20 protein-coding genes and 1 pseudogene are annotated in these 23,375 nt (G+C 72.8%); 14 read left to right on the forward strand and 7 right to left on the reverse strand.

Annotated elements, in window-relative coordinates:
• The first annotated feature begins 287 nt into the window (after window positions 1-287).
• The 5 genes from ACTVZO_RS28610 (at window position 288) to gatB (ending at window position 6,230) form a co-directional block, all read left to right on the forward strand.
• Window positions 288-2,468, forward strand: coding sequence for a putative bifunctional diguanylate cyclase/phosphodiesterase (locus ACTVZO_RS28610; RefSeq protein ID WP_443301076.1), 2,181 nt, complete (start codon window positions 288-290; stop codon window positions 2,466-2,468).
• Window positions 2,469-2,664: 196 nt separating this feature from the next.
• Complete coding sequence (gene gatC, locus ACTVZO_RS28615; protein WP_030010586.1) at window positions 2,665-2,961, forward strand: Asp-tRNA(Asn)/Glu-tRNA(Gln) amidotransferase subunit GatC; 297 nt, start codon at window positions 2,665-2,667, stop codon at window positions 2,959-2,961.
• A 5-nt stretch (window positions 2,962-2,966) separates the two neighbouring features.
• Window positions 2,967-4,460, forward strand: a complete 1,494-nt coding sequence (gatA, locus tag ACTVZO_RS28620; protein ID WP_443301077.1) for an Asp-tRNA(Asn)/Glu-tRNA(Gln) amidotransferase subunit GatA — start codon at window positions 2,967-2,969, stop codon at window positions 4,458-4,460.
• The gene (locus tag ACTVZO_RS28625) at window positions 4,457-4,702 is read left to right on the forward strand and encodes a hypothetical protein (RefSeq protein ID WP_443301078.1); all 246 of its coding nucleotides are present in this window, start codon (window positions 4,457-4,459) and stop codon (window positions 4,700-4,702) included. The genes gatA and ACTVZO_RS28625 overlap by 4 nt, the downstream gene beginning before the upstream one ends.
• Before the next feature lie 37 nt (window positions 4,703-4,739).
• Window positions 4,740-6,230 carry an Asp-tRNA(Asn)/Glu-tRNA(Gln) amidotransferase subunit GatB gene (gatB, locus tag ACTVZO_RS28630; protein ID WP_443303295.1) on the forward strand — a complete coding sequence of 497 codons (1,491 nt, stop codon included), beginning with the start codon at window positions 4,740-4,742 and terminating at the stop codon, window positions 6,228-6,230.
• Window positions 6,231-6,335: 105 nt separating this feature from the next.
• Here gatB and ACTVZO_RS28635 read toward each other — a convergent pair whose 3' ends face one another.
• Together ACTVZO_RS28635 and ACTVZO_RS28640 are read right to left on the reverse strand one after the other, a co-directional pair.
• Window positions 6,336-6,935 (reverse strand): GNAT family N-acetyltransferase, encoded by a 600-nt coding sequence (locus ACTVZO_RS28635; protein WP_443301079.1) that lies wholly within the window; start codon window positions 6,933-6,935, stop codon window positions 6,336-6,338.
• Window positions 6,932-9,094: a penicillin acylase family protein gene (locus tag ACTVZO_RS28640; RefSeq protein WP_443301080.1), complete on the reverse strand. Its 2,163-nt coding sequence runs from the start codon at window positions 9,092-9,094 to the stop codon at window positions 6,932-6,934. The genes ACTVZO_RS28635 and ACTVZO_RS28640 overlap by 4 nt, the downstream gene beginning before the upstream one ends.
• Window positions 9,095-9,148: 54 nt before the next feature.
• On the opposite strand from ACTVZO_RS28640, the gene ACTVZO_RS28645 reads away from it, so the two are divergent.
• Window positions 9,149-9,883, forward strand: a complete 735-nt coding sequence (locus ACTVZO_RS28645) for a siderophore-interacting protein (protein ID WP_443301081.1) — start codon at window positions 9,149-9,151, stop codon at window positions 9,881-9,883.
• 16 nt (window positions 9,884-9,899) lie between these two features.
• On the opposite strand, the gene ACTVZO_RS28650 is transcribed toward ACTVZO_RS28645, so the two are convergent.
• Window positions 9,900-10,418 carry a DinB family protein gene (locus ACTVZO_RS28650; protein ID WP_443301082.1) on the reverse strand — a complete coding sequence of 173 codons (519 nt, stop codon included), beginning with the start codon at window positions 10,416-10,418 and terminating at the stop codon, window positions 9,900-9,902.
• A gap of 113 nt (window positions 10,419-10,531) precedes the next feature.
• Between ACTVZO_RS28650 and ACTVZO_RS28655 the strand changes: the two are divergent.
• Window positions 10,532-11,110, forward strand: a pseudogene (locus ACTVZO_RS28655) (IS701 family transposase); the annotation flags it as partial.
• A gap of 1 nt (window position 11,111) precedes the next feature.
• Here ACTVZO_RS28655 and ACTVZO_RS28660 read toward each other — a convergent pair.
• Entirely contained in the window at window positions 11,112-11,906 is a 795-nt protein-coding gene (locus ACTVZO_RS28660) for a GNAT family N-acetyltransferase (protein WP_443303296.1), read from the reverse strand.
• Between the two features lie 60 nt (window positions 11,907-11,966).
• On the opposite strand from ACTVZO_RS28660, the gene ACTVZO_RS28665 reads away from it, so the two are divergent.
• From ACTVZO_RS28665 to ACTVZO_RS28690, 6 genes are all read left to right on the forward strand, one after another.
• Complete coding sequence (locus ACTVZO_RS28665; RefSeq protein ID WP_443301083.1) at window positions 11,967-12,395, forward strand: signal peptidase I; 429 nt, start codon at window positions 11,967-11,969, stop codon at window positions 12,393-12,395.
• Between the two features lie 210 nt (window positions 12,396-12,605).
• Window positions 12,606-14,846: an MMPL family transporter gene (locus ACTVZO_RS28670; RefSeq protein WP_443301084.1), complete on the forward strand. Its 2,241-nt coding sequence runs from the start codon at window positions 12,606-12,608 to the stop codon at window positions 14,844-14,846.
• 21 nt (window positions 14,847-14,867) lie between these two features.
• On the forward strand, window positions 14,868-15,422 hold the full coding sequence (locus tag ACTVZO_RS28675; protein ID WP_443301085.1) for a GNAT family N-acetyltransferase: 555 nt from the start codon (window positions 14,868-14,870) through the stop codon (window positions 15,420-15,422).
• A 79-nt stretch (window positions 15,423-15,501) separates the two neighbouring features.
• Complete coding sequence (locus ACTVZO_RS28680) at window positions 15,502-16,071, forward strand: hypothetical protein (protein WP_443301086.1); 570 nt, start codon at window positions 15,502-15,504, stop codon at window positions 16,069-16,071.
• Between the two features lie 167 nt (window positions 16,072-16,238).
• A complete protein-coding gene (locus ACTVZO_RS28685) occupies window positions 16,239-16,406 on the forward strand; it encodes a hypothetical protein (protein ID WP_362296639.1) in 168 nt (55 codons plus the stop codon).
• Between the two features lie 80 nt (window positions 16,407-16,486).
• Window positions 16,487-19,552 carry a helix-turn-helix transcriptional regulator gene (locus ACTVZO_RS28690; RefSeq protein WP_443303297.1) on the forward strand — a complete coding sequence of 1,022 codons (3,066 nt, stop codon included), beginning with the start codon at window positions 16,487-16,489 and terminating at the stop codon, window positions 19,550-19,552.
• Here the strand turns inward: ACTVZO_RS28690 and ACTVZO_RS28695 are convergent.
• The 3 genes from ACTVZO_RS28695 to ACTVZO_RS28705 form a co-directional block, all read right to left on the reverse strand.
• Entirely contained in the window at window positions 19,515-19,703 is a 189-nt protein-coding gene (locus ACTVZO_RS28695) for a DUF6191 domain-containing protein (protein WP_443301087.1), read from the reverse strand. The genes ACTVZO_RS28690 and ACTVZO_RS28695 overlap by 38 nt on opposite strands.
• Window positions 19,704-19,736: 33 nt before the next feature.
• Window positions 19,737-20,951, reverse strand: a complete 1,215-nt coding sequence (locus ACTVZO_RS28700) for a PQQ-dependent sugar dehydrogenase (protein ID WP_443301088.1) — start codon at window positions 20,949-20,951, stop codon at window positions 19,737-19,739.
• Window positions 20,952-21,089: 138 nt separating this feature from the next.
• The gene (locus ACTVZO_RS28705; RefSeq protein WP_443301089.1) at window positions 21,090-22,097 is read right to left on the reverse strand and encodes an aldo/keto reductase; all 1,008 of its coding nucleotides are present in this window, start codon (window positions 22,095-22,097) and stop codon (window positions 21,090-21,092) included.
• 75 nt (window positions 22,098-22,172) lie between these two features.
• Here ACTVZO_RS28705 and ACTVZO_RS28710 point away from each other — a divergent pair, with 75 nt between their 5' ends.
• The gene (locus ACTVZO_RS28710; RefSeq protein ID WP_443301090.1) at window positions 22,173-23,120 is read left to right on the forward strand and encodes a 2-hydroxyacid dehydrogenase; all 948 of its coding nucleotides are present in this window, start codon (window positions 22,173-22,175) and stop codon (window positions 23,118-23,120) included.
• Window positions 23,121-23,375: the final 255 nt, after the last annotated feature.

Genomic DNA, 23,375 nt, shown 5'->3' on the forward strand with positions numbered 1-23,375 from the left:
AACGGCTGGTACAAGGCTGGTCGTAGGGCGGTGAGCTGTCGGATCATCGGATGGGTGACCGGGGGGTCCTGGTCCAAACTCACCCGTTCGGCGGATACCGTACTGATGAGGATGGCTGGGTCGCATTCGGGCAACCACCGCCGACCGCTGCCCCTGGGGCCCTCCCGCGTCCTACTGTTGAGGGGTGCGCCTGTCGTGCACGGCTGCCGGACGCGATGTCAGCCGTGATGGCATGACATCGGGGCCATCGCGTGACATCGGCATCGCCGGCTGTGAGAGGGACGGGCATGAAACCCACCGAAAGCGCCGACCCGTCACCTGAATTCGGCGGGGACATCCCGTCCATGCGGGCGGGCCGGCTCGGTGTCCTGGGGTCCAGGACACCGGAGAACCGGCCGCTCGCCACCGGTGCGGAGGAAACCGGACGGCGCGGTGTGCTGTCCTTCGCCGTCGTGGGCCTGGCCGTCGTGGCACTCGGAGCGGGGGTCGTCTCCGCGCTGAGCGGCCGTCATGCACTGTTCCCCGGCGGCGCGGTGGGCTGGGCGCTCGCCCTGCTCACCGGCGTCATCGTCGGCCACCTCGTCGCGCTGGGCCGCGACCGCTGGTGGGGCGGCACCGGTTCGGGCGCGGCGCTCACCCTCGGCGTGCTGCTCCTCTACGGGTGGGTGCCCGCGGGACTCGTCTCGCTCGCCGTCGTCTCCCTGGTCGGCGCAGCACGCCGGCACCGCTGGCGGCAGGGCCTGCTGCACGGGTCCGCGGACATCCTCGGCATCGGCGCGGGAGCCCTCGTACTCGCCGCCTTCGGCGAGGCACCGTCCGTGGAGAACCCGTGGCGCCCCACCACCTGGGAGATCGACGCGGTACCCGAGATCGTCCTCGTGGCGGTCGCGTACCTGCTCGCCACCCGCGTCCTGCTGTGGATCGCGCTCGCCCCGCGCGGCGGCGGCCTGCCCACCGTCGCCCGTACGGCCCTGCTCCGGCAGGCCTTAGTGGCGGTCGCCCTGCTCGGGATCGCCCCGCTGATCTGCGTCGTCGCGGTCACGCAGCCGGTCCTGCTGCCGCTGTTCGCCGTACCGTTGATCGCGCTGGACTCCACCCTGTGGATCGCCCGGGCCCGCGCCGAGGAACAGCTGCGGGACCCGCTGACCGGACTCCCGAACCGGCAGTGGCTGCTGGAGCGGGCCTGGTCCGCCCTGGACGAGGCTGAACGTTTGGGCACCCGGGCAGCTCTCGTGCTGATCGACCTGGACCGCTTCCGGGCGGTCAACGACACCCTCGGCCACCTGGCCGGGGACCGGCTGCTCCTGCAGATCGCCGACCGGCTGCGCCAGGCGCTGCCCGAGGACGCCGAGGCCGCCCGGCTCGGCGGAGACGAGTTCGCCGTCCTGCTGCCCGTCGCCGACTCCACCACCAGCGCCCAGCGGATCGCCCGCCACCTGGTCGCCGAGCTCAGCTCCCCGCTGGACCTCGACGGCCTCACGCTCGTCCTGGAGGCCAGCGCCGGCCTCGCCGTCTTCCCCGACCACGCCCTCGACGCCGAGGGGCTGCTGCGCCGCGCCGACGTGGCGATGTACCAGGCGAAGCGCGACCGCACGGGCGTGGAGGTGTACGAGTCCAAGCGGGACAGCAACACCCCCGACCGGCTCGGCCTCCTCGGCGATCTGCGCCGCGCCCTCGACGCGGGCGAAGTGGAACTCCACTACCAGCCGAAGGTCCGCTTCGACGGACAGGTGGCCGGGCTCGAGGCCCTGGTGCGGTGGGTGCATCCGGAACGCGGTCGGGTGTCCCCGGACGAGTTCATCGCGATCGCCGAGACCTCCGGGCTGATGCCGCACCTGACCGAGTACGTCCTGGAGACGGCCCTCGCACAGGTCGCACGGTGGCGCGCGCAGGGCCTGAAGGTCCCGGTCGCCGTCAACGTCTCGCCGCGCGACGTCCACACCCCCGGATTCGCGGGAGCGGTGGCCGCGCGGCTGGCGCGGCACGGGGTCCCGGCGAGCGGCCTCCAGCTGGAGATAACGGAGCACGTGCTGCTCGAGGATCCGCAGCGGGCGGCGGACACCATGGCCGGGCTCACCGGCCACGGCGTGAAGATGTCCCTCGACGACTTCGGCACGGGCTACTCCTCGCTGGTCCACCTGCGCCGGCTGCCGGTCAGCGAGCTCAAGATCGACCGCTCCTTCGTGGGGCGCCTCGCGGTCGACGCGCAGGACGCGGAGATCGTCCGGTGCACGGTCGACCTCGCCCATTCGCTGGGCCTGCTCGTGGTCGCCGAGGGCGTGGAGGACGACGAGACCTGGGAGCGGCTGCGGGACCTGGGCTGCGACGCGGTACAGGGGTGGCTGGTCGCCGCCGCGATGCCGCCGCAGGAGGCCACCGCGTGGCTCCTCGCCCGGGGCGAACGCGGCTGGCGCCGCCCGGCCGACATCTCGGCGGAACTGGCCGCAGCCGAGGCCGACGCGGTCTGACCCCGTCGGGCGTACGAGGCCCGCGCCGCGTACCGGGGCTCCGCGAGGGGCCGGGCGGAGCCCGGGGAGCGCCCCGCGGCGGGCCGCACGGGGCCCCCGTACCGGCACGGCCGCAAACCGTTTCGCAGGCCGGCCGCCCCGCCCCATAGGATTGGGTCCGAAACCACACATCCACCCACCCCCAGAGGATCGCTGCATGCCTGGCATTACGCGCGAGGAGGTCGTCCACCTCGCTCGGCTGGCGCGCCTTGAGCTGTCCAGCAACGAGCTGGATCACTTCGCCGGACAGCTCGGCGACATCATCGGCGCGGTCGCCCGCGTCTCCGAGGTCGCCGACCAAGACGTCCCGCCGACCTCCCACCCGCTGCCCTTGACGAACGTCATGCGCGCGGACGAGGTCCGTCCCTCGCTCACCCCCGAGCAGGCGCTCTCCGGCGCTCCCGCCCAGGAGCAGCAGCGATTCAAGGTGCCGCAGATCCTGGGGGAGGACTAACAGCCATGGTCGACATCATCAAGCTCACGGCGGCCCAGACCGCCGAGAAGATCGCCTCCGGCGAGCTCACGGCCGTCGAGGTCACCGAGGCCCACCTGGCCCGCATCGACGCGACCGACGAGAAGGTCCACGCCTTCCTGCACGTCGACCGCGAGGGCGCCCTCGCCCAGGCCCGCGCCGTCGACGCCAAGCGCGCGGCCGGCGAGAAGCTCGGCCCGCTGGCCGGCGTACCGCTCGCCCTCAAGGACATCTTCACCACCGTCGGGGTCCCGACCACCGTCGGCTCGAAGATCCTCGAAGGCTGGATCCCGCCCTATGACGCCACCCTGACGCGCAAGCTGAAGGAAGCCGACGTCGTCATCCTCGGCAAGACCAACATGGACGAGTTCGCCATGGGGTCGTCGACGGAGAACAGCGCCTACGGCCCGACCGGCAACCCGTGGGACCTCACCCGGATCCCCGGCGGCTCCGGCGGCGGCTCCGCGGCCGCGCTCGCCGCGTACCAGGCGCCCCTCGCCATCGGCACGGACACCGGCGGCTCCATCCGCCAGCCCGCCGCCGTCACCGGCACCGTCGGCGTGAAGCCGACCTACGGCGGCGTCTCCCGCTACGGCATGGTCGCCTTCTCCTCCTCCCTCGACCAGGGCGGTCCCTGCGCCCGTACGGTCCTGGACGCGGCCCTGCTGCACGAGGTCATCGCCGGCCACGACCCGCTCGACTCCACCTCCATCGACGCCCCGGTCCCGCCGGTCGTCGAGGCGGCCCGGAGCGGCTCGGTCGCCGGCATGCGCGTCGGTGTGGTCAAGCAGTTCGCGGGCGAGGGCTACCAGGCCGGTGTCGTCCAGCGCTTCAACGAGTCGGTGGAGCTCCTCAAGGAGCTCGGCGCCGAGATCGTCGAGCTGGACTGCCCCTCCTTCGACCTCGCGATGGCCGCGTACTACCTGATCGCGCCGTCCGAGTGCTCCTCGAACCTGGCCCGCTTCGACGCCATGCGCTACGGCCTGCGCGTCGGCGACGACGGCACCAAGTCCGCCGAGGACGTCACCGCCCTCACCCGCGAGGCCGGCTTCGGCGACGAGGTCAAGCGCCGCGTCATCCTCGGCACGTACGCGCTCAGCTCCGGCTACTACGACGCGTACTACGGTTCCGCCCAGAAGGTCCGCACGCTCATCACCAAGGACTTCGAGAAGTCCTTCGAGCAGGTCGACGTGATCGTCTCCCCGACGACCCCGACCACCGCCTTCCCCATCGGCGAGCGCAGCGACGACCCGCTCGCCATGTACCTCGCGGACCTGTGCACCATCCCGACCAACCTGGCCGGAAACTCCGCCATGTCGCTCCCCTGCGGCCTGGCACCGGAGGACGGCCTCCCGGTCGGGCTGCAGATCATCGCCCCGGCGATGAAGGACGACCGGCTCTACAAGGTCGGTGCGGCCGTCGAGGCCGCCTTCGTCGCACGCTGGGGTCACCCGCTGCTTGAGGAGGCACCGTCCCTGTGAGCACCAGTGCACTGTCCAAGGCCAAGGGCTTCAAGAAGTCCAAGTCCGGCACCTACCTGTCGATCGGCACCACAGCCTTCGGCGCCATCAGCGTGATCAAGCAGGTCAAGAAGGCCCGCACCGATCACGACACGCTGAAGCTGGTCGACGCCGTCGTGTCCGCCGCCGCCATCGTCACCGGCCTCGCGATCCTGTACCGCGAGCTGAAGCGCCTGGGCGACGACGACGTCCTGCTGGGCTGAGAGGGAAAGTTTCACCGTGACCACCTACACCGAACTGATGTCGTACGAGGACGCCCTCGCGTCGTACGACCCCGTCATGGGCCTCGAGGTCCATGTCGAGCTCGGCACCAGGACCAAGATGTTCTGCGGCTGCTCGACCGAACTCGGCGCCGAGCCGAACTCGCAGACCTGCCCGGTCTGCCTGGGCCTGCCCGGCGCCCTCCCGGTCGTCAACGCGATCGGCATCGAGTCCGCCATCAAGATCGGTCTCGCGCTGAACTGCGAGATCGCCGAGTGGTGCCGCTTCGCCCGGAAGAACTACTTCTATCCGGACATGCCGAAGAACTTCCAGACCTCCCAGTACGACGAGCCCATCGCCTTCAACGGCTACCTGGACGTCCAGCTGGAGGACGGCGAGATCTTCCGCGTGGAGATCGAGCGCGCCCACATGGAGGAGGACACCGGCAAGTCGCTGCACGTGGGCGGCGCCACCGGCCGCATCCACGGCGCGTCCCACTCGCTGCTGGACTACAACCGCGCCGGCATCCCGCTCATCGAGATCGTCACCAAGCCCATCGAAGGGGCGGGGTCGCGGGCTCCGGAAGTCGCCAAGGCGTACGTCGCCGAGCTGCGCGAGGTCATCAAGGCGCTCGGCGTCTCCGAGGCCCGCATGGACAAGGGCCAGATGCGCTGCGACGTGAACCTTTCGCTGCGCCCGACGCCCGAGTCCGAGTTCGGCACCCGCAGCGAGACGAAGAACGTCAACTCGCTGCGCTCCGTCGAGCGCGCGGCCCGCTTCGAGATCCAGCGTCACGCGGCCGTGCTGAGCGGCGGCGGCTCGATCGTGCAGGAGACCCGGCACTTCCACGAGGAGGACGGCTCCACCACGGCCGGCCGCATCAAGGACAACGCCGAGGACTACCGGTACTTCCCGGAGCCCGACCTGGTCCCCGTCGCCCCGGCCCGCACCTGGGTCGAGGAGCTCCGCGCCGGTCTGCCCGAGATGCCGCGCGTGCGCCGCAACCGCCTCCTCCAGGAGTGGGGCGTCACCGAGCACGACATGCAGTCGATCCTCAACGCGGGCGCGGTGGACTCCATCGTCGCGACCATCGAGGCCGGCGCCGACTCGACCGCCGCCCGCAAGTGGTGGATGGGCGAGCTGGCCCGCAACGCCAACGAGCAGGGCGTCGTCGTCGACGAGCTGCCCATCACCCCCGTCCAGGTCGCCCGCGTCGCGGCCCTGGTCGCCGCCGGTGAGCTCAACGACAAGCTGGCCCGCCAGGTCCTCGAAGGCGTCCTCGCCGGTGAGGGCACCCCGGACGAGGTCGTCGAGAAGCGCGGCCTGAAGGTCGTCTCGGACGAGGGCGCGCTCGGCGCGGCCGTGGACGAGGCCATCGCGGGCAACGCGGCCATCGCCGACAAGATCCGCGGCGGCAAGGTCGCGGCCGTCGGAGCGCTGGTCGGCGCGGTCATGAAGACCACCCGCGGCCAGGCCGACGCGGCGCGCGTCAAGGAGCTCATCCTGGAGCGCCTGGGCGTGTCCGAGTAGCGGCCGGGCAGGTACCACGGCGGCGGCCCCGCACCGGACTTCCGGTGCGGGGCCGTCCGCCGTTTCCGCGGGGGCGCGCGGGCCGGCGGGTCTGCCGGCCCGGCGTCAGGCCGACGCCGCGGTGGCGCGCGGGTCGTAGATGGTCAGGCGGGCCTTCTTCGCCGGCAGGTAGACCTCGGGCAGGTCGATCTCCGGGAGTTCGATCTCGGGGCCGGGGGCGAAGCCGTTGCGCGCCAGGACCGCGATGGCCTTCTCGTTGCGGGCGTCCGGCTCGGCGATCACGCGGCGGGCCTTGCCGACGGAGAACAGGTAGCCGAGGAAGGCCTCCAGCAGGGAGGAGGTGAACCCGTGCTCGGCGGCGCCCTTGCTGGGGCCGATCAGCAGGTGCACGCCGACGTCCCCGGGCCGGACCTCGTAACACTCGCTGACCCGGTCCTCGGCGCAGTCGTACGTCTGGAACAGCGCGACCTGCTCGCCGTCACGGCTGACGATGAACGCGTGGTGGGTGGTGCGGCGGTCGACGTCCTCGTAGATCTCCTGGACCAGCTCGCGGCTGGCCTCGCCCATGCCCCAGAAGCGGGCCCGCTCCTGCGTGACCCAGCCGTGGATCAGGGCGGAGTCGGCGGCCGGGTCCACGGGGGTGATGGTGACCGTGCCGAAGGCCTCGACGAGGTGGCTGTACACGGGCTGTCTGGTCGAGATCATGCGGTTTCCTTGGTGAGACGGGTCCAGTCGGTGACGACGGGGACGAGTTCGCAGCGGGCCCAGAGGGGGAGCTGGTCGCGGTGGTGGGGTGCGCCGGGGACACCGTCCGCGCCGAGCGGGACGGCCCAGAGGCTGTCCTCGCGCCGTGCGAGGTCCCAGACGTAACGGGCCGCCGACGCGCGGGCCGTGAGGTCGGTGAAGCCGGGGACCGAGGAGGTGGCGTTCACGCAGTCGTGGTCGCCGCCGAGGCCGGGCCACTCGGCCTCCGGGTCCGGCAGGGCCGACCAGGGGGCGAGGCGGTGGACCTGGGACCAGGGCGCGTCGGGGGAGCCGGCCGCGGCCGTCTCCTCCAGGGCGGCCCGGACGTGCGCGGCGCGGTCGAGGCCGGGCAGCAGGGAGGTGGTGAGCAGGCCTTCGAGGGCGTAGCCGATCCGGGGGACCAGGTAGAGCCAGGGGTGGAACACCGCGGGGCCGGCGGGGGCGCCGGCCAGGTCCGCGAAGACGGGATCGGCGGCGAGGCTCCGTACGGTCGCGGCGCGGAAGGCCGAGAAGACGGTGGCGTCGGTGCTGTCGGCCGCCATGTGCCGGTCCCAGGCCAGCAGCCGCTCGCGCAGGGCCGCCGCGGCGGGGGACAGCGCGCCGAGCGCCGGCAGCAGGGCGAGCAGCGGCTCGGCGGAGGCCAGGTGGGTGTCCGCGTGTACGTCGGCCATCGCCTTCGGCGACCAGTCGGCGGAGCCGCTGAGCAGTGCGCGGATGCGGTTGGCGCGGTGCGGGGGCGCGAACTCCACGCCCAGCGGCGAGGCGATGCCGCGGGCGTTCGCCATGACGGCGAAGCCCTGCACGGGCTCGGCCGGGGTCTCGGCCCAGCCCTGCCAGTCGTGGCCGCGGTCCCATGCGGGCACGGGGCGCAGCCGGTTGGCGCTGTCGCGCAGCGGCACGGCGCCCGCGACGCGGTGCAGCAGGCCGCCCTCGGAGTCGGCGGCGTGGACGACGTTGACGGGCTCCGCCCAGCCGTCGAAGGCGCGGTCGATGTCGGCGACGGTGCGGGCGCGCAGCAGGGCGGGCAGGGTGCCGAAGCCGAGGTCCTGGCGGACGCGGGGCGGGTAGCGCAGCGAGAGCGTACGGCCGTCCTCGTTGACGATCACCGGGCCGCGGGCGGTCTCCAGGACCTCGACCTCGACCTCGGTGGCGCTCTCGGGCGCGCCCTCGCCACCCGACACCGTGATGGTCTCGGTGTGCCGGGCGACCGCTTCCCAGACCCCGTCCGGTCCGAGCGCCTCGAGACCGGGGCCCTCGCCGCGCAGCTGCTCGGTGTACAGGTCCTGGTAGTCGGCCATGGCGTTGGTGATGGCCCAGGCGGCGGAGCCGGTGTGGCCGAAGTGGGCGAGGCCGGGGACTCCGGGCACGGCCAGGCCGAGGACGTCGTACTCCGGGCAGGAGAGGCGTATCTGCTGGTAGACGCCCGGGTCCTCGATGAACCGGTGCGGGTCGCCCGCGATGATCGCGGCGCCGGTGGTGGTGCGGTCGCCCGGCACCATCCAGCCGTTGCTGCCGGCGGTGCCGGGGCCGTCGGTGGCGAAGAGGGTGACCGCGTCCTCGCCGAGGGCGCGGGCCACGCGGTCGCGCCACAGCTTGGTGGCGAAGCCGGCGAACAGGATGTGGGTGGCGGTCCAGACCGCCAGCGGAACCCAGGGCTCCCAGGGGGTGGCCGTCAGGCCGGTGCGCGCGAAGCGCTCGTCGCGCGAGGCGCCCGCGGCCAGCCCGTCGTTGACGCCGTCGACGTACGCGCGGATCCAGGCGGCGGTTTCGGGGTCGTCGGCGTCCAGCGCCTCGTAGCAGCGGCGGGCGGTGTCGTCGATGCGGCTCTGGCGGGCGAACCGGTCCCAGGCCACGCAGTCCGCGCCGAGGAAGGAGGCGCTGGAGCCCTGGGCGCGGTGGCGTTCGACCTCCAGCTGCCAGGCCCGGTCGAGGGCGGTGACGCGGCCTTGGGCGTAAGCCAGGGCGAGGGCGTCGGAGGCGCGCAGATGGGGGATGCCCCAGGGGTCGCGGAAGACCTCGTGGGTCCCGTACGCTTCGCGGGCCTCGTGGGCGCTGCCGGATGCCCGGTCGCCGCTGCTCGCGCTGCTCTCACTGGTCACGCTGCTCACACTCTTCCCCATGGTGTATTAGGTTAGGCTGGCCTAACTATAAGGGTGTCAGGGGAGGGGCTGGACATGGCGGTAGTCAAGGGCTGGGAGGGCGTGGTCCTCAAGCTCTTCAGGGGCAAGGACTTCACCTTCACGGTGACGGGAGCGGAAGACGTCACGGAGCACTTCCGCCGGGTGTACTTCACGGACGGCGGGCTGCTGGCCGCGGCCGGGGAGTCGCTGCACCCGACGATGTGGGTGCGCGTGTGGTTCGAGGGCGCGGGCAAGCCGCACCAGCGCGCCTACACGCTGGTGGACCCGGATCCGCAAGCGGGCACCTTCTGCTTCGAGTTCGCCCTGCACGACGGCGTCGCCAGCGACTGGGCGCGCACGGCCAAGCCCGGGGACACCGTCGAGGCCACCGTGCAGGGGACGGGGTTCACCGCTCCGGACCCGGCCCCGGAGCGGCTGCTGGTCATCGGGGACACGGCGTCCCTCCCGGCCATCAACTCGCTGCTGGACGCCTACCCGCAGACCCCCGCGACGGTCTGGTTCGAGACGCAGCACGACTCCGACGCCGGGCTGCCGCTGCGCGAGCACGCGGACCGGCACGACGTCCGGCGGGTGCCGCGGTCCGGGACGGCGCTGGCCGACCGGGTCCGGGCGGAGCTGCCGGAACTGGTCGGCTCCGACCCGGCATCGGCGTACGTCTGGCTGGCCTGCGACACAGCGACGACCCGCGCGCTGGTCGCGTACCTGCGCAAGGAACTCGCCCTGCCGAAGCAGCGGGTGAACGCACTGGGCTACTGGCGCGCGGCCTGAGCCCGGCCGCGCCGGCTCAGGCGCCGGTGACCCCGTCGACGGCCTCGCGGAGCAGGTCGGCGTGGCCGTTGTGACGGGCGTACTCGTGGATGAGGTGGAGCGTCAGCACGCGCAGCGAGGCCTCCTTCCCCCAGCGCGGCACGTGGACCGTCACGTCGAGCGAAGCGCAGGCGGCCTCGATGCGGCGGGAGTGGGCCACCTCCTCCTCCCAGGCGCCGAACGCCTCGGCGCGGCCGGAACCGGAGACCTCGTAGGCGGCCTGGAAGTCGTGGCTGTCCGACCACAGGTGCGGGATCTCCTCGCCGTTCAGGACGCGGCGGTACCAGTGCCGCTCGACCTCGGCCATGTGCCGGACCAGGCCCAGCAGCGACAGGGTGGACGGGGGCGTCGAAGTGCGGCGCAGCTGCTCGTCGGAGAGATCCTCGCACTTCCAGGCGAGGGTCGCCCGGTGGTAGTCGAGGTAGGCGCGGAGGGTCTCGCGCTCGTCAGCGGTGAGGGGCGGGTCGATCCGTTCGATGCGTTCGGTGCGTTCCATGCCGACGATCCTGCCCGCCGCCCGCGAGCCGGAACAGACGTTTCCGGCCACCCCCTAGTAGTGCTTTGTTAGCGGGTCTTGTCACGTCGGGTGTTCGGTAGTTCGCTGGTTGTATGAGGGCTGGGGAGCTTGCCGCGGTTCGGGTCCGGTTGGAGGAGTTCGCCTCCGAGGTGTTCGCGCCGTTGGTGCGGCCGGACTGGCAGGCGAAGGGCCAGTTGTACCTGCGGGGGCTGCTGCTGGACGGCCGCAGGAAGTCGATGCAGCCGATGGCCGAACGCCTCGGGGTCGACCACCAGCAGTTGCAGCAGTTCATGACCTCCTCGACCTGGCCGGTGAAGGACGTGCGGGCCGGGCTGGCGTGGCGGGCTGTGCAGGCGGTGCGCCCGCAGGTGTGGGTGGTCGATGACACCGGTTTCCCCAAGGACGGCAAGGCATCGCCCGGGGTTGCCCGCCAGTACTCGGGCACCCTGGGCAAGGTCGGCAACTGCCAGATCGGCGTCAGTGTCCATGCCGCCTCCGACACCGCCTCGTGCCCGCTGTCTTGGCGGTTGTTCCTGCCGCAGTCGTGGGACGGGCCTGAGGCGGCCCAGCGCCGGGCGGCCTGCCGGATCCCCGAGAGCGAATACCACCGCCCGAAGTGGCAACTCGCGCTGGAGATGCTCGACGAACTCGCCGGGATCGGCCTCCGGCCGCCTAGCCCCTGGACCAGATGTAGGGGGTGGTCACCCCCAGCACGTCGAAGCCGAGGCGCTCCAGGATCGGCCGGCTGTCCGCCGACGCGTCCACCTGGAGGTACGGAATGCCGAGCTCCGCCGCCACGCGGGCCCGGTGGGCCACCAGCAGCCGGTAGATGCCCCGTCCGCGCCACCGGGGGTCCGTGCCGCCGCCCCAGAGGCCGGCGAAGGGAGTGCCCGGCCGCATCTCCATCCGGGCCGCGCTGATCGGGGTGTCGCCCGCCATCGCCACGACGGCGGCGATGGAGTCCGGCTCCTCCCGCAGCAGGCTCAGCATCTGCTCGCGGATCCGGGGCCGCTCGGTGCCGAAGGCCCGCACGTGGACGTCCATCATCAGGTCCACCCCCGCCTCGTCGGTCACCACCCGCAGCGTGATGCCCTCGGGCGGATCCACCGGCAGTTTCGCGAGCTCGGCCGTCCGGCCCACCATCAGCGTCTCGGGGGGCTCCGGTACGAGCCCCGCCGCCAGCAGCCGCGCCCCCAGGTCGGAGGGCCGGTCGTGGTCGTACAGCTTCCACTCGAACTCCGCCGTCCCCAGCCCCGCGAAGTGCGCGACCTGCGCGGCGATCTCCGCGTCCGCGCTCTCCGCGTCGAGGTCCGACCAGAGCACCCCGTTCCAGCCGAGGCCCGGCACTGTCTGGCGGACGACCGAGCCGGCCCGCTCCACGCGCGCCTGCGCGGCGTCCGGTTCGGCGTCGCGGCGCATCCGGGCGTCGTACGCGGCCCGCACCTTCAGGAGTTCCTCGTGATCCATGGTCATCGCACCAGCTGACCAGTGTCGGGGCAGGCCGCACAACTGCATTAGCCTCACCCCGTGAACGACGACTCCACCATCTACACCGGCAAGGCCGGCCCCGACGCGGCCGCCGACCGCGGCTGGCTCCTCGGCCACTTCAAGGACCCCTCGGACCCCCGTCACAGCGAGGACGTGGAGATCAAGTGGGGCGTCCACCCGAAGGGCGACGAGCGGGAGCGCTGGGCCACCGCGGAGAAGCGCACCGCGCTGCTGGTGCTGATCAGCGGCCGCTTCCGGCTGGAGTTCCCGGGGCGGACCGTCGTCCTCGCCGAGCAGGGCGACTACGTGCTCTGGGGGCGCGGCGTCGACCACTCCTGGTACGCGGAGGAGGACGCCGTGGTCCTCACCGTCCGGTGGCCCTCGATCCCGGGCTACCGCGTCGACGAACCCGAGGACCGGGACCACCCGCACGGCCGCCACGAGCCCTCCGGCCGGCCCTCACGGTGACCAAGGTCCCGCACCTGCCCGCCGCCCTGTGACGATGCACACGAATGGGGCCAACGATCACGAAACGCTGAGATCGTTGAGGTGTAGACCATCCTGGCCAGGGCCCCGGGGCGATCCTCCGGACCTTCGGCCGGGCCTTCAACGAGTTCACGCGTTCTTTGCGACGGGCTTTCTCCCGGTAAAGATCCGACCCCTCAGGGAGCACGTCCGTTGGCAGCGATCGCACGGTGGTGCATGCGGCACCGACTCCTCGCCGTTCTGATCTGGCTGCTCGCCCTCGGGGGGACCGCGGCTGCCGCCGTGACCGCCGGATCGGCGTTCTCCAATGACTACGAGGTCCCCGGCACGGAGTCCGGCAAGGCCCACGACCTGCTCCGCGAGGGCTTCCACGGCCAGGGCGGGGACACCGACACCATCGTGTGGCGGACCCCCGACGGGCAGAGCGTCAAAACCCCCGGCGTCGAGCAGCGCATGACCCGCGCGCTCGACGCCGTCGCCGTGCTCCCCGGCGTCGGATCGGTCGCCGGCCCCTACGGCCCGGGCCCCGAGAGCGCCGCCCGGATCAGCGCCGACGGCCGCACCGCCTACGCGGTGGTGACCTTCGACCGGCCGGCCGACGCCGTACCCAAGGCCCAGGCCAAGGCCGTCGCCGAGGCGGCGAAGAACCCGGCCACCGAGGCCGACGGCCTCCAGGTCGAACTCGGCGGCCGTGCCATCGCCCTGACCGAGGCCCCGTCCGCCCACCTCGCCGAGGTCATCGGTGTGGCCTTCGCGGCCCTCGTCCTCTTCCTTGCCTTCGGCTCGCTCGCCGCGAGCCTGCTGCCCATCGCGACCGCCCTGGTCAGTGTGGGCACCGCCTATTTCGGCATCACCCTGCTCGGCCACGCGATGCCCGTCGCCGACTTCGCCCCGATGCTCGGCACCCTCGTCGGCCTCGGTGTCGGGATCGACTACGCGCTGTTCATCGTCACCCGGCACCGCAAGGGCCTGGCCCGCGGACTCCCGGTCGAGGAGGCCGCCGAGAACGCCGTCGCCACCACCGGCCGCGCCGTCGTCTTCGCCGGAGCCACCGTCTGCATCGCACTGCTCGGCATGCTGGTGCTGCGGCTGAACTTCCTGGACGGCGTCGCGATAGCCGCCTCCGTGACGGTGGTCCTCACGGTCGCCGCCTCGGTCACGCTGCTGCCCGCCCTCCTCTCGTACATCGGCACGCGGGCCCTCTCGGGCCGCGAGCGCCGCAGGCTCGCCGCCGAGGGCCCGCGGCCCGAACACGCCACCGGCTTCGCCGTCCGCTGGTCCGCCTTCGTGGAACGCCACCCCAAGCTGCTGGGCGTCGTCGCCACCACGGTCATGCTGGTGCTGGCCCTGCCCACGCTCTCCCTCCACCTCGGCACCTCCGACCAGGGCAACAACCCGGCCACGTCCACCACCCGGCAGGCCTACGACCTGCTGGCGGAAGGGTTCGGGCCCGGCACGAACGGCCCGCTCACCGTCGTCGCCTGCCTCGACGGCGCAGGGGACCGGCTCGCCGTGGACCGGCTGGCCGAAGCGCTCCGTACGACCGAGGGCGTCGCGTCCACCGGCCCGGCGGTCCTCAACCGGAGCGGGGACACCGCCGTCCTCACCGTCGTACCCGACTCCGCCCCTCAGTCCCGGGCCACGAGCGACCTCGTCGACCGGCTCCGCGAGGACGTCATCCCGCGCGCCGTGCACGACAACTCCATGGAGGTCCACGTCGGCGGAGTGACGGCCGGCTACGACGACTTCGCCGAGGTCATCGTCGGAAAACTGCCGCTCTTCGTCTCCGTGATCGTCGCCCTGGGCTGCGTGCTCCTGCTGCTGGCCTTCCGGTCCATCGGCATCCCGGTCAAGGCGGCGGCCATGAACGTCGCCGCCGTCGCCTCCTCCTTCGGCGTGGTCGTGGCGATCTTCCAGTGGGGCTGGGGCAGCGAACTGCTGGGCCTGGGCAGCGCCGGGCCCATCGAGCCCTTCCTGCCCGTGATCATGGTGTCCGTCCTGTTCGGACTGTCGATGGACTACCAGGTCTTCCTCGTCAGCCGGATGTACGAGGAGTGGCTGGAGACCGGGGACAACCGGCGGGCCGTCCGCGTGGGCCTCGCCGAGACCAGCCGGGTCATCAACTCGGCCGCCGTCATCATGATCGCGGTGTTCCTGGCGTTCGTCCTCAGCGGCGACCGGATCATCGCGATGTTCGGCATCGCGCTCGCCGCGGCCGTGGCCCTCGACGCCTTCGTGCTGCGCACCCTCCTCGTCCCGGCCCTGATGCACATGCTCGGCGGCGCCAACTGGTGGCTCCCCGCATGGCTCGACCGGAGGCTCCCCCGGATCAGCATCGAGCCCCCAGACCGCGGCCCGCGTGCGAAACTTCCGGCACAGCGGCCGAGCGAAAACAGCGCGGAGCCGGCTGAATCCGTACCCGTGTCCCGCTGACCAGCCGTAAGGACTCCCCGCATGTTCGCGATAGACCTCGCCGAAGACGCCCAGCTGAAGCCGCTGGAGGTATGGCACGCCGAGGAGTTCCTCGCCCACATGGACCGGGGCCGCGAGTTCATCGGACAGTTCGTCGGCTTCCCCGACCGCGCCACCGACCTGGACTCCGCGCGCGAGCTGCTGCGGACCAACGCCGAGAAGGCCGCGAACGACGGCACCCGCTTCTTCGGCATCTGGGTCGAGGGCACGCTCGTCGGCGGCGTGCTCTACCCGGCCTTCGACGCCGCCGCCGGCAACTGCGAGGTCGGCTGCTGGCTGGAGCCGGCCGCCGCCGGACGAGGGCTGGTCACCGCCGCCTGCCGGGTGCTCATCGACTGGGCCTTCGACGGGCGCGGCATGCACCGCGTGGAGTGGCACGTCGCCACCGGGAACAAGAAGAGCATCGCGGTCGCCGAGCGCCTCGGCCTGACCCGCGAGGGCGTCATGCGCGAGAACCACCTGCACCGGGGCGTGCGCCAGAGCACCGAGGTCTGGGCCGTCCTCGCCGACGAGTGGACCGCGGCCCGTTCCGCCTGAGCACCGGCCGGGCCCCGATGCGGCGGGGTCCGCCGCATTTCTCATGAGACTCTCAGACAGGCCGCCTACGGTGCCACGCATGGACACCACGAAGACCCCCGCCACGAACGCCCCCGAGGCGGACACCACCCCGGTCGACCTCGAGAAGGCCGAGACCGCCCAGCCCGCCGAGGCCGAGGCCGACGCCGCGCTCACCGACGGGGACCTGGACGACGACGCGTTCGACGAGGACGAGGACGAGGCCAAGGAGCCGAGCCACGTCGGATCCGCCGCCTCCGCGATCGTCGCCGCGGGTCTGTCCGTGGTCGCCCTCAGCGGCAGCTGGGTCGCCGGCATCGTGTCCGAGCGCACGAGCATCACCGGCCGCCTCGAACTGTCCCAGGCCGCCGACGCCAACGCGCAGATCGCCGCCCAGTTCGCCGGTCCGTGGCACACCACCGCCCTGGTGAACGGCATCTTCTCCACCCTGGCCCTGATCATCGCCGTCTTCGTGCTGGCCCTGCCCGCCTTCGGCACCCCCGAGCGCGTCCTCCCCGCCTGGGTGCGGTCCGTCTCCTGGGCCGGCATCGCCCTGGGCGCCCTGGGCATCCTGCTCTTCGTCCTCATGTACTTCGACCTCCTCCTCGCCATCCCGAAGGCAGCCGGCTAGGCACCGCCTTAGGTCTCCTGAGCCCGTCCGGGGAACACACGGCCCCGGACTAAGGCCCCCTGCCCCCGGCAAATGCGGCATGCGACCGATGTGCCGGCACCCCCTGGCACGCGAAGCTCGGATCACACCGAACGAGGTGACCGAGCAACGCAGCCAGGGAGTACGAGATGTTCGAGTACGAGATCGCAGCCGCCCGCACCGCCGACCTCATCCGCGAGGCCGACGCGTACCGCCTGGCGCGGGAGGCCAAGAAGGCCCGCCGCGCCTCCTCGCGGAGCCAGGAACCCGAAGGTGCGGTGAGAGGACACCGGGGCCGCTTCGCCCGCGCCGCGTGACGCGCGCCGCAGACCGCGTGAACTGACACGTGATGAGAAGCGCACCGATATCGAGTGCCGCCGGACAGGACGTCTGTGCGATGCTCGGCGACGTGGAGACCAGATCTGTCAGCCCGGTGTTCGTCGGCCGAGCCGACGAACTGGCCCTGCTCACCGACGCACTGACCCGCGCCGCCGGCCGGGAGCCGCAGGCGATGCTCATCGGGGGAGAGGCCGGGGTCGGCAAGACCCGCCTCACCGAGGAGTTCCTCGGAGAAGCGGCCCGCCGCGGCGCCGTGGTCGCCGTCGGAGGCTGTGTGGAGATCGGGGCGGAGGGACTTCCCTTCGCCCCGTTTTCGACCGCCCTGCGCACCCTGCACCGGGAACTCCCCGAGGAGCTCGCCGCCGCAGCCGCCGGCCAGGAAGGCGAACTCGCCCGGATCCTCCCCGAACTCGGCGACACCCCGCGCGGCCCGCACGACGAGGAGAGCACCGCCCGGCTGTTCGAACTGACGGCCCGGATGCTGGAACGCCTCGCCGCCGAACGCCTCGTCGTCCTCGTCCTCGAGGACCTGCACTGGGCGGACACCTCCACCCGGCACCTGCTCTCCTACCTCTTCCGCACCCTCGCCAGCGGCCGGCTTGTCGTCGTCGCCACCTACCGCGCGGACGACGTCCACCGCCGCCACCCGCTGCGCCCGCTCCTCGCCGAACTGGACCGGCTGCGCACCGTCCGGCGCATCGAGCTGCCCCGCTTCAACCGGGCCGAGGTGCGCCGCCAGCTCGCCGGTATCCTCGCCACGCAGCCCGAGGAGGACTTCGTCCACTCGGTCTTCGAACGCTCCGACGGCAACGCCTTCTTCGTCGAGGAACTCGTCGCCTCCAAGGCGAGCGGCTGCCGCGCCGGCCTCACCGAATCCTTGCGCGACCTCCTCCTCGTCCGCGTCGAGGTCCTCCCGGACGAGGCCCAGCGCGTGGTGCGCATCGTCGCCGAGGGCGGCTCCACCGTCGAGTACCCGCTCCTGCGCGCCGTCGCCGGCCTCACCGAGGACGAGCTCATCGAGGCCCTGCGGGCCGCCGTGGGCGCCAACATTCTGCTCGCCACCACCGACGGCGACGGCTACCGCTTCCGCCACTCGCTCGTCCGCGAGGCGGTCAGCGACGACCTGCTGCCCGGCGAGCGCTCCCGCCTCAACCGGCACTACGCGCAGGCGCTGGAGGCCGACGAGTCCCTGATCCGCGCCGAGGAGCGGGTCATCCGGCTCGCCAACTACTGGTACCAGGCCAACGACCCGGCCAAGGCGCTGCCCGCCGTACTCGCCGCCTCGGTTGCCGCCCGCCGCCGGCACGCCTACTCCGAGCAGCTGCGCCTGCTGGAGCGGGCCATGGACCTGTGGGACAGCGCCCCGGACGAGGTCCGAGGGGCGCTGCGCCCGGCGGACGACACCGACGTGTACCCGCCGTGCGGCTGCGACCCGGCCAGCACCCCGCTGCGACGGCTCGACCTGATGGCCGAGGCGACCGTCGCGGCCCGCTACGGAGGGGAGCGGGAACGCGCCCTGAAGATCACCAAAATGGCGCTGCGGACCCTGGAGGACGGCCACGACCCACTGCGGGCCGCCTGGTTCTGGACCGAGCGCTCCCGGCTGGTGGCCGGCCTCGGCCGCAGCGACGGCTGGGAGGAGATCGCCAAGGCACAGGAGCTCGTACGGGGCCTGCCCCCGTCCCAGGTGCACGCCGAGGTCCTCGTCCGGGCCGCGGGCTGGGGCATGCTCCACAACCCGGGCCCCGGCAACCTCGAAGCGGCCCAGCGCGCCGTCGCCTACGCGCGGATGGTCGGCGCCGAGGAGGTGGAGCTCAACGCGCGGATCACGGTCGGCTGCCTCCTCACCGACGCCGGTACCGGCGAAGCCGGTTTCACCGAGCTGCGCACGGTCAAGGACCGGGCCACCGAACTCGGCCTGACGATGCTCGCGGGACGTGCACATATCAACCTCACCTCTCAGCTGGAAAGCACGGGACGGTCACGGGAAGCGGTGGAGCTGGCCGAAGAGGGAGCGGAACTCGTCGGCAGATCACGCTTGTTCGACACCGAGGCCTGGGTGCGGGGCAACATGGCGGAGAGCCTCTACAGCCTCGGCCGCTGGGACGAGGCCACCGCCGCGGCCCGGCGCACCCTGCTCGTCGGCCAGAGCGCCGCCCCGCGCGGCTCCGCCTCCGCACGGCTGGCCTACCTCGCCCTGGCCCGGGGCGAGCTGACCGAGGCGGCCCACCAGCTCGCCGCCGCCCACTCCCACTTCGGCACCCACGACACCCAGCCCCAGCACCGGATACCGCTCTACCGCCTCGCGGTCGGGATCGCCGCGGGGGAGGGCCGGATCACCGACGTCCGCTCCGAGACGGCCGCCGCGATCGAGTACGGGTTCCCGCTCGGGCAGCACCGGTACGCCTGGCCGCTGCTCCTCGCCGCCGCGACGGCCGAGGCGGACTCCCGGGGCCTGCCCGCCGCCGACACCGGCCGCGCCGAGGCCCTGGACGCCCTGCGCAGCGCCGCCCGGCCCCTCCCCGCCCCGGCCCCGGTGTGGGAGGCCCACGCCGCGTACCTGCGCGCCGAGCTGCTGCGGGCGGAGGACCGGGACACCGTCGCCGACTGGACCGCCGTGGAAGCGGCCGTCCGCCCGCTGGAGCGCCCGTACCTGCTGGCCCGGGCCCGCCACCGGCTCGCCGAGGCCCTGCTGGCCGCCGGCGGCTGCCGTGACGCGGCGGCCGCCCTGCTCCGCACCGCCCACGCCACCGCCGACCGGCTCGGCTCACGCCGGCTGCGCGAGGACCTGGCCCTGCTCGCCCAGCGCGCCCGGCTCCCGCTGACCCCCGCCGGCACACCCCAGGCCCCGCCCGAACCGGAGGCCGACCCGGTGGAGGCACTCGGCCTGACCAGCCGCGAGCGGGACGTCCTGCGCCTGGTGGCCGCCGGCAGCACCAACCGCAAGATCGCCGAGGAGCTGTTCATCTCCCCGAAGACGGCGAGCGTCCACGTCTCGAACATCCTGGCCAAACTGGGCGTCGCGGGCCGCGGCGAGGCGGCCGCCCTCGCCCACAGGCTGCGGCTCTTCGCCCCGTCCGGGCCGGTCAGCCCTCAGCCGGAGGCTGCTCACCGAGGCGTATGAGCACCTGGCCGGAGTCCAGGTCTATCGGCCCCCGTCCCGGGTCACCGTCATTGACGTCGACCCGGGACAGCTCCAGCCGCTTCTTCTCCTCGTCCGTGTGCTTGCGTCCCGGGCTGAAGAGCTCCTCGATCATGTTGAACACCGCGTCCACCACACCTTCCGCCCTCAACGGGGCCCGTGCCGGTCACCGCACCGTCAGTGTCAGGATCCTGTCGTCGCCCGCTTCCGGCGACCCGCGCCCGTCCGTCTCGCTCGTCACCAGCAGCAAGCGGTCCCCTCCCAGCGGCACCACCGTGCGCAGCCGTCCGTACCTTCCTTCCAGGAAGGCCTCCGGCTCGGCCACCGGTTCCGCACCGGCCAGCGGGATCCGCCACAGCCGGTTCCCCTTCAGCCCGGCCATCCAGATCGACCCCTCGGCCCACGCGATCCCGCTCGGCGAGGCCTCGTCGGTCTTCCAGACGGCCACCGGATCCCGCAGACCCGGTCTGCCGGCCTTCCCCTCGGCCTCCGGCCAGCCGTAGTTCGCGCCGGGCTCGATCAGGTTCAGCTCGTCCCAGGCCTTCTGGCCGAACTCGGCCGCCCACAGCCGTTTGTCCTTGTCCCAGGCCAGCCCCTGCACATTGCGGTGCCCGTAGGAGTAGACGACCGAGTCCGCCTCCGGATTGCCGTGCACCGGATCGCCGTCCGGGGTCATCCGCAGGATCTTGCCGCCCAGCGACTTCTTGTCCTGCGCGAGCCCGGTCTCACCGGTCTCGCCCGTCCCCGCGTAGAGCATCTTGTCCGGGCCGAAGGCGATCCGGCCGCCGTTGTGGACGAGCCCCTTGGGGATGCCCCGGAACACCGTGTCCGGAGCGCCCAGCTGCTGCCCGGCGGGCCGCTGCTCGTCATAGCGCATACGGGCGATGCGGTTGTCGGACTCCGTCGTGAAGTACACGTACACCAGCCGGTCCGAGGCGAAGGAAGGGGACAGCGCGAGCCCCAGGAGCCCGCCCTCCCCGCCCGGGGCCACCCCCGGCACCTCCCCGATCGGCGTCACCGCGCCCGAGCCCAGCGCGACCCTGCTGATCGTCCCCTTGTCCCGCGAGGCCACCAGCAGGTCCCCGCCGGGCAGCTCGGCGACGCCCCACGGCGACTCCAGGCCCTTGGCGACCTCGCCGGTCACCGTCACCATGCCCTTCGCCGGCGGTCCCGAGGCCCCCGGTGACGCGGACGCGCTGCCCGCCGGCCCCGCCGACCCGGAGCCCGCCGCCGTGCCCGGTGGAGAGCTCCCCGGCCCGGCCTTCGGCCCGCCCGCCGGAGAACACCCCGACGCCAGCAGGGCGCCGCACCCGGCCAGCGCCACCGCCGCCAGCACGCCCCGGCGCCCCGCGCCCGAAGCCCCGTACCCCGCCTGCCGCACGCGAGTCGTTCCGTATCGCATCGTCCTGTTCCCTTCCGGTCGTCCGGTCCCGTCCTTTCATCAGACTCAACAGCCGCGGCGGTTCCCGAAGTTCCACCACTCGTACACCCGATCGAGTGGTTGTGGCCGCCGGCCCCGTCAGTCCCAGGCTCCCACCGCGACCGGCAGGGCCGCGATCTCGGCCAGGTCCCCGGCCGTCAGCCGGACCTCCGCGGCCCGCGCGTTCTCCGCCGCCCACCGCGCCCGGTCCGCCCCCGGCACCGGAACCACCTGCGGCCCCTGCGCCAGCACCCACGCCAGCGCCACCTGCGCCACCGTGACCCCCGGCCCGTGCCGCCCGGCCACCCGCCGCAGCCCCGCCACCAGCGCCTGGTTCGAGGCCATCGCATCCGCGGTGAACCGCGGATGCCGGGCCCGCACGTCCTCCGACTCGAAGCCCTCACCCGGAGTGAGCGTCCCGGTCAGGAACCCGCTGCCCAGCGGCATCGCCGCCAGGAACCCCACCCCGCGCGCCGCACACCACGGCAGGAGCTGCCACGCGGCCTGCGGGGACCACACCGACAGCTCCGCCTGCACCGCGCTCACCGGGAACACCTGCTGCGCCCGCTCCAGGTGCCGCACGGTCGTCGCGTACGCCCGGTCCCCGCGCCGCCCGGCCCCCGGACCGGCCCCCGCCCCCAGCGCGCAGAACCCGAGCGCCCGCACCTTCCCCGCGCCCACGAGCTCCGCCATCGCGCCCCAGGTCTCCTCCACCGGCACGTCCGGATCCACCCGGTGCAACTGGTAGAGGTCTATGACGTCGGTCCGCAGCCGCCGCAGCGAGGCGTCGCAGGCCCGCCGCAGATAGCCCGGCCGCCCGTCGGCCACCACGTGCTGGTCCCCCGCCCGCAGCCCGACCTTGGCCGAGACGAAGGCCTCCGCCCGCCGCTCCGCCAGCACCCGCCCCAGCAGCAGCTCATTGGTGAACGGCCCGTACAGATCGGCCGTGTCCAGCAGGTTCGACCCCAGGTCCAGCGCCGTGTGCACCGCCGCCAGCGACTCCTGCCCCCGCCGCCGCGAAGGCGCGTACGCCCAGCTCATCGGCATACAGCCGAGCCCGACGGCGCCCACCGCCAGCGCTCCCGCCCCGATCGACCTGCGCTCCACCCGTGGGTCCCCCTCCCGGTCCGGCACCAACCTAGCCAACGGCCTGATCCGCACGCCTGGCATAGCCTCCTGATCATGACTGTAAAGACCCGTGACGTCTGGCTCCCGTACCCCGCCCGGGAGATCGACGGCCTGCCCGACTCCTTCACCTACCGCCACTGGGACGGGGAGGACACCTTCCCCGCGGACCCCGCCGACTGCGTCTTCTACGTCACCCCGTACATGAAGTCCCCGGCGGTCACCGTGCGTCCGCTGGCCGCCATGCCCGCCGTCGAGGTCGTCCAGACCCTCACCGCGGGCACGGACCACATCCTCGGCGGCCTCGGCGGTCTACGTCCCGGGGTGCGCCTGTGCAACGCGGCCGGGGTGCACACGGCGAGCACCGCCGAGCTCGCGCTCGCCCTGACCCTCGCCTCCCTGCGCGGCATCCCCGGCATGGTCCGCGGCCAGGACCGTGAGGAATGGCGGTTCGGCGTCTACGACGCCCTCGCCGACAAGTCCGTACTGATCGTCGGCTACGGGTCGATCGGCTCGGCCGTCGAGGACCGGCTCGCGCCCTTCGAGTGCGGACGGATCAGCCGCGTCGCGCGCTCGGCGCGCACCGCACCGCGCGGGCCCGTCCACGCCCTGGCCGATCTGCCCGAACTCCTGCCCGGCGCCGACGTGGTGATCCTCACGACCCCGCTCACCGACGCCACCCGCGGGCTGGCCGGAGCCGGGTTCCTCGCCCGTATGAAGGACGGCGCCCTGCTGGTGAACGTCGCGCGCGGTCCCGTCGTCGACACCAAGTCCCTGCTGGCCGAGGTCGAGTCGGGCCGGCTGCGCGCGGCCCTCGACGTGACCGACCCGGAACCGCTGCCCGCCGGCCACCCGCTCTGGCATGCTCCGAACGTCCTGATCACGCCCCATGTCGGCGGCAGCAGCACGGCTTTCGAGCCACGGGCCAAGCGCCTGCTGGCGCGCCAGCTCACCCGGTTCGCCGCCGGAGACCCCGTGGAGCACACGGTACTGATCACCACCTGACGCGTGGTGCGCACGCTCCGCAGTCGTCCGGATGCGCTCGGTGGGAGCAACTCCCCGCTTGGTAACGGAGCGTAGAGAAGCTATGTCGCTGAGTGACGAAAGTGGTGTATCGTCCGGAAGAAGGGGCTGCGCCGGGAACGTCTGGCGCTGGGGAGTGATCGGACACTTTGGGGGGCGACGGGCGATGCACGGCCGATGGACGAAGGATCCGACGTGGCAGAGCCGCCGGAGGCGACGTTGCCGAGACTGGACTGC

This window comes from Streptomyces sp. IBSNAI002 (assembly GCF_052244475.1).
GTDB lineage: Bacteria > Actinomycetota > Actinomycetes > Streptomycetales > Streptomycetaceae > Streptomyces.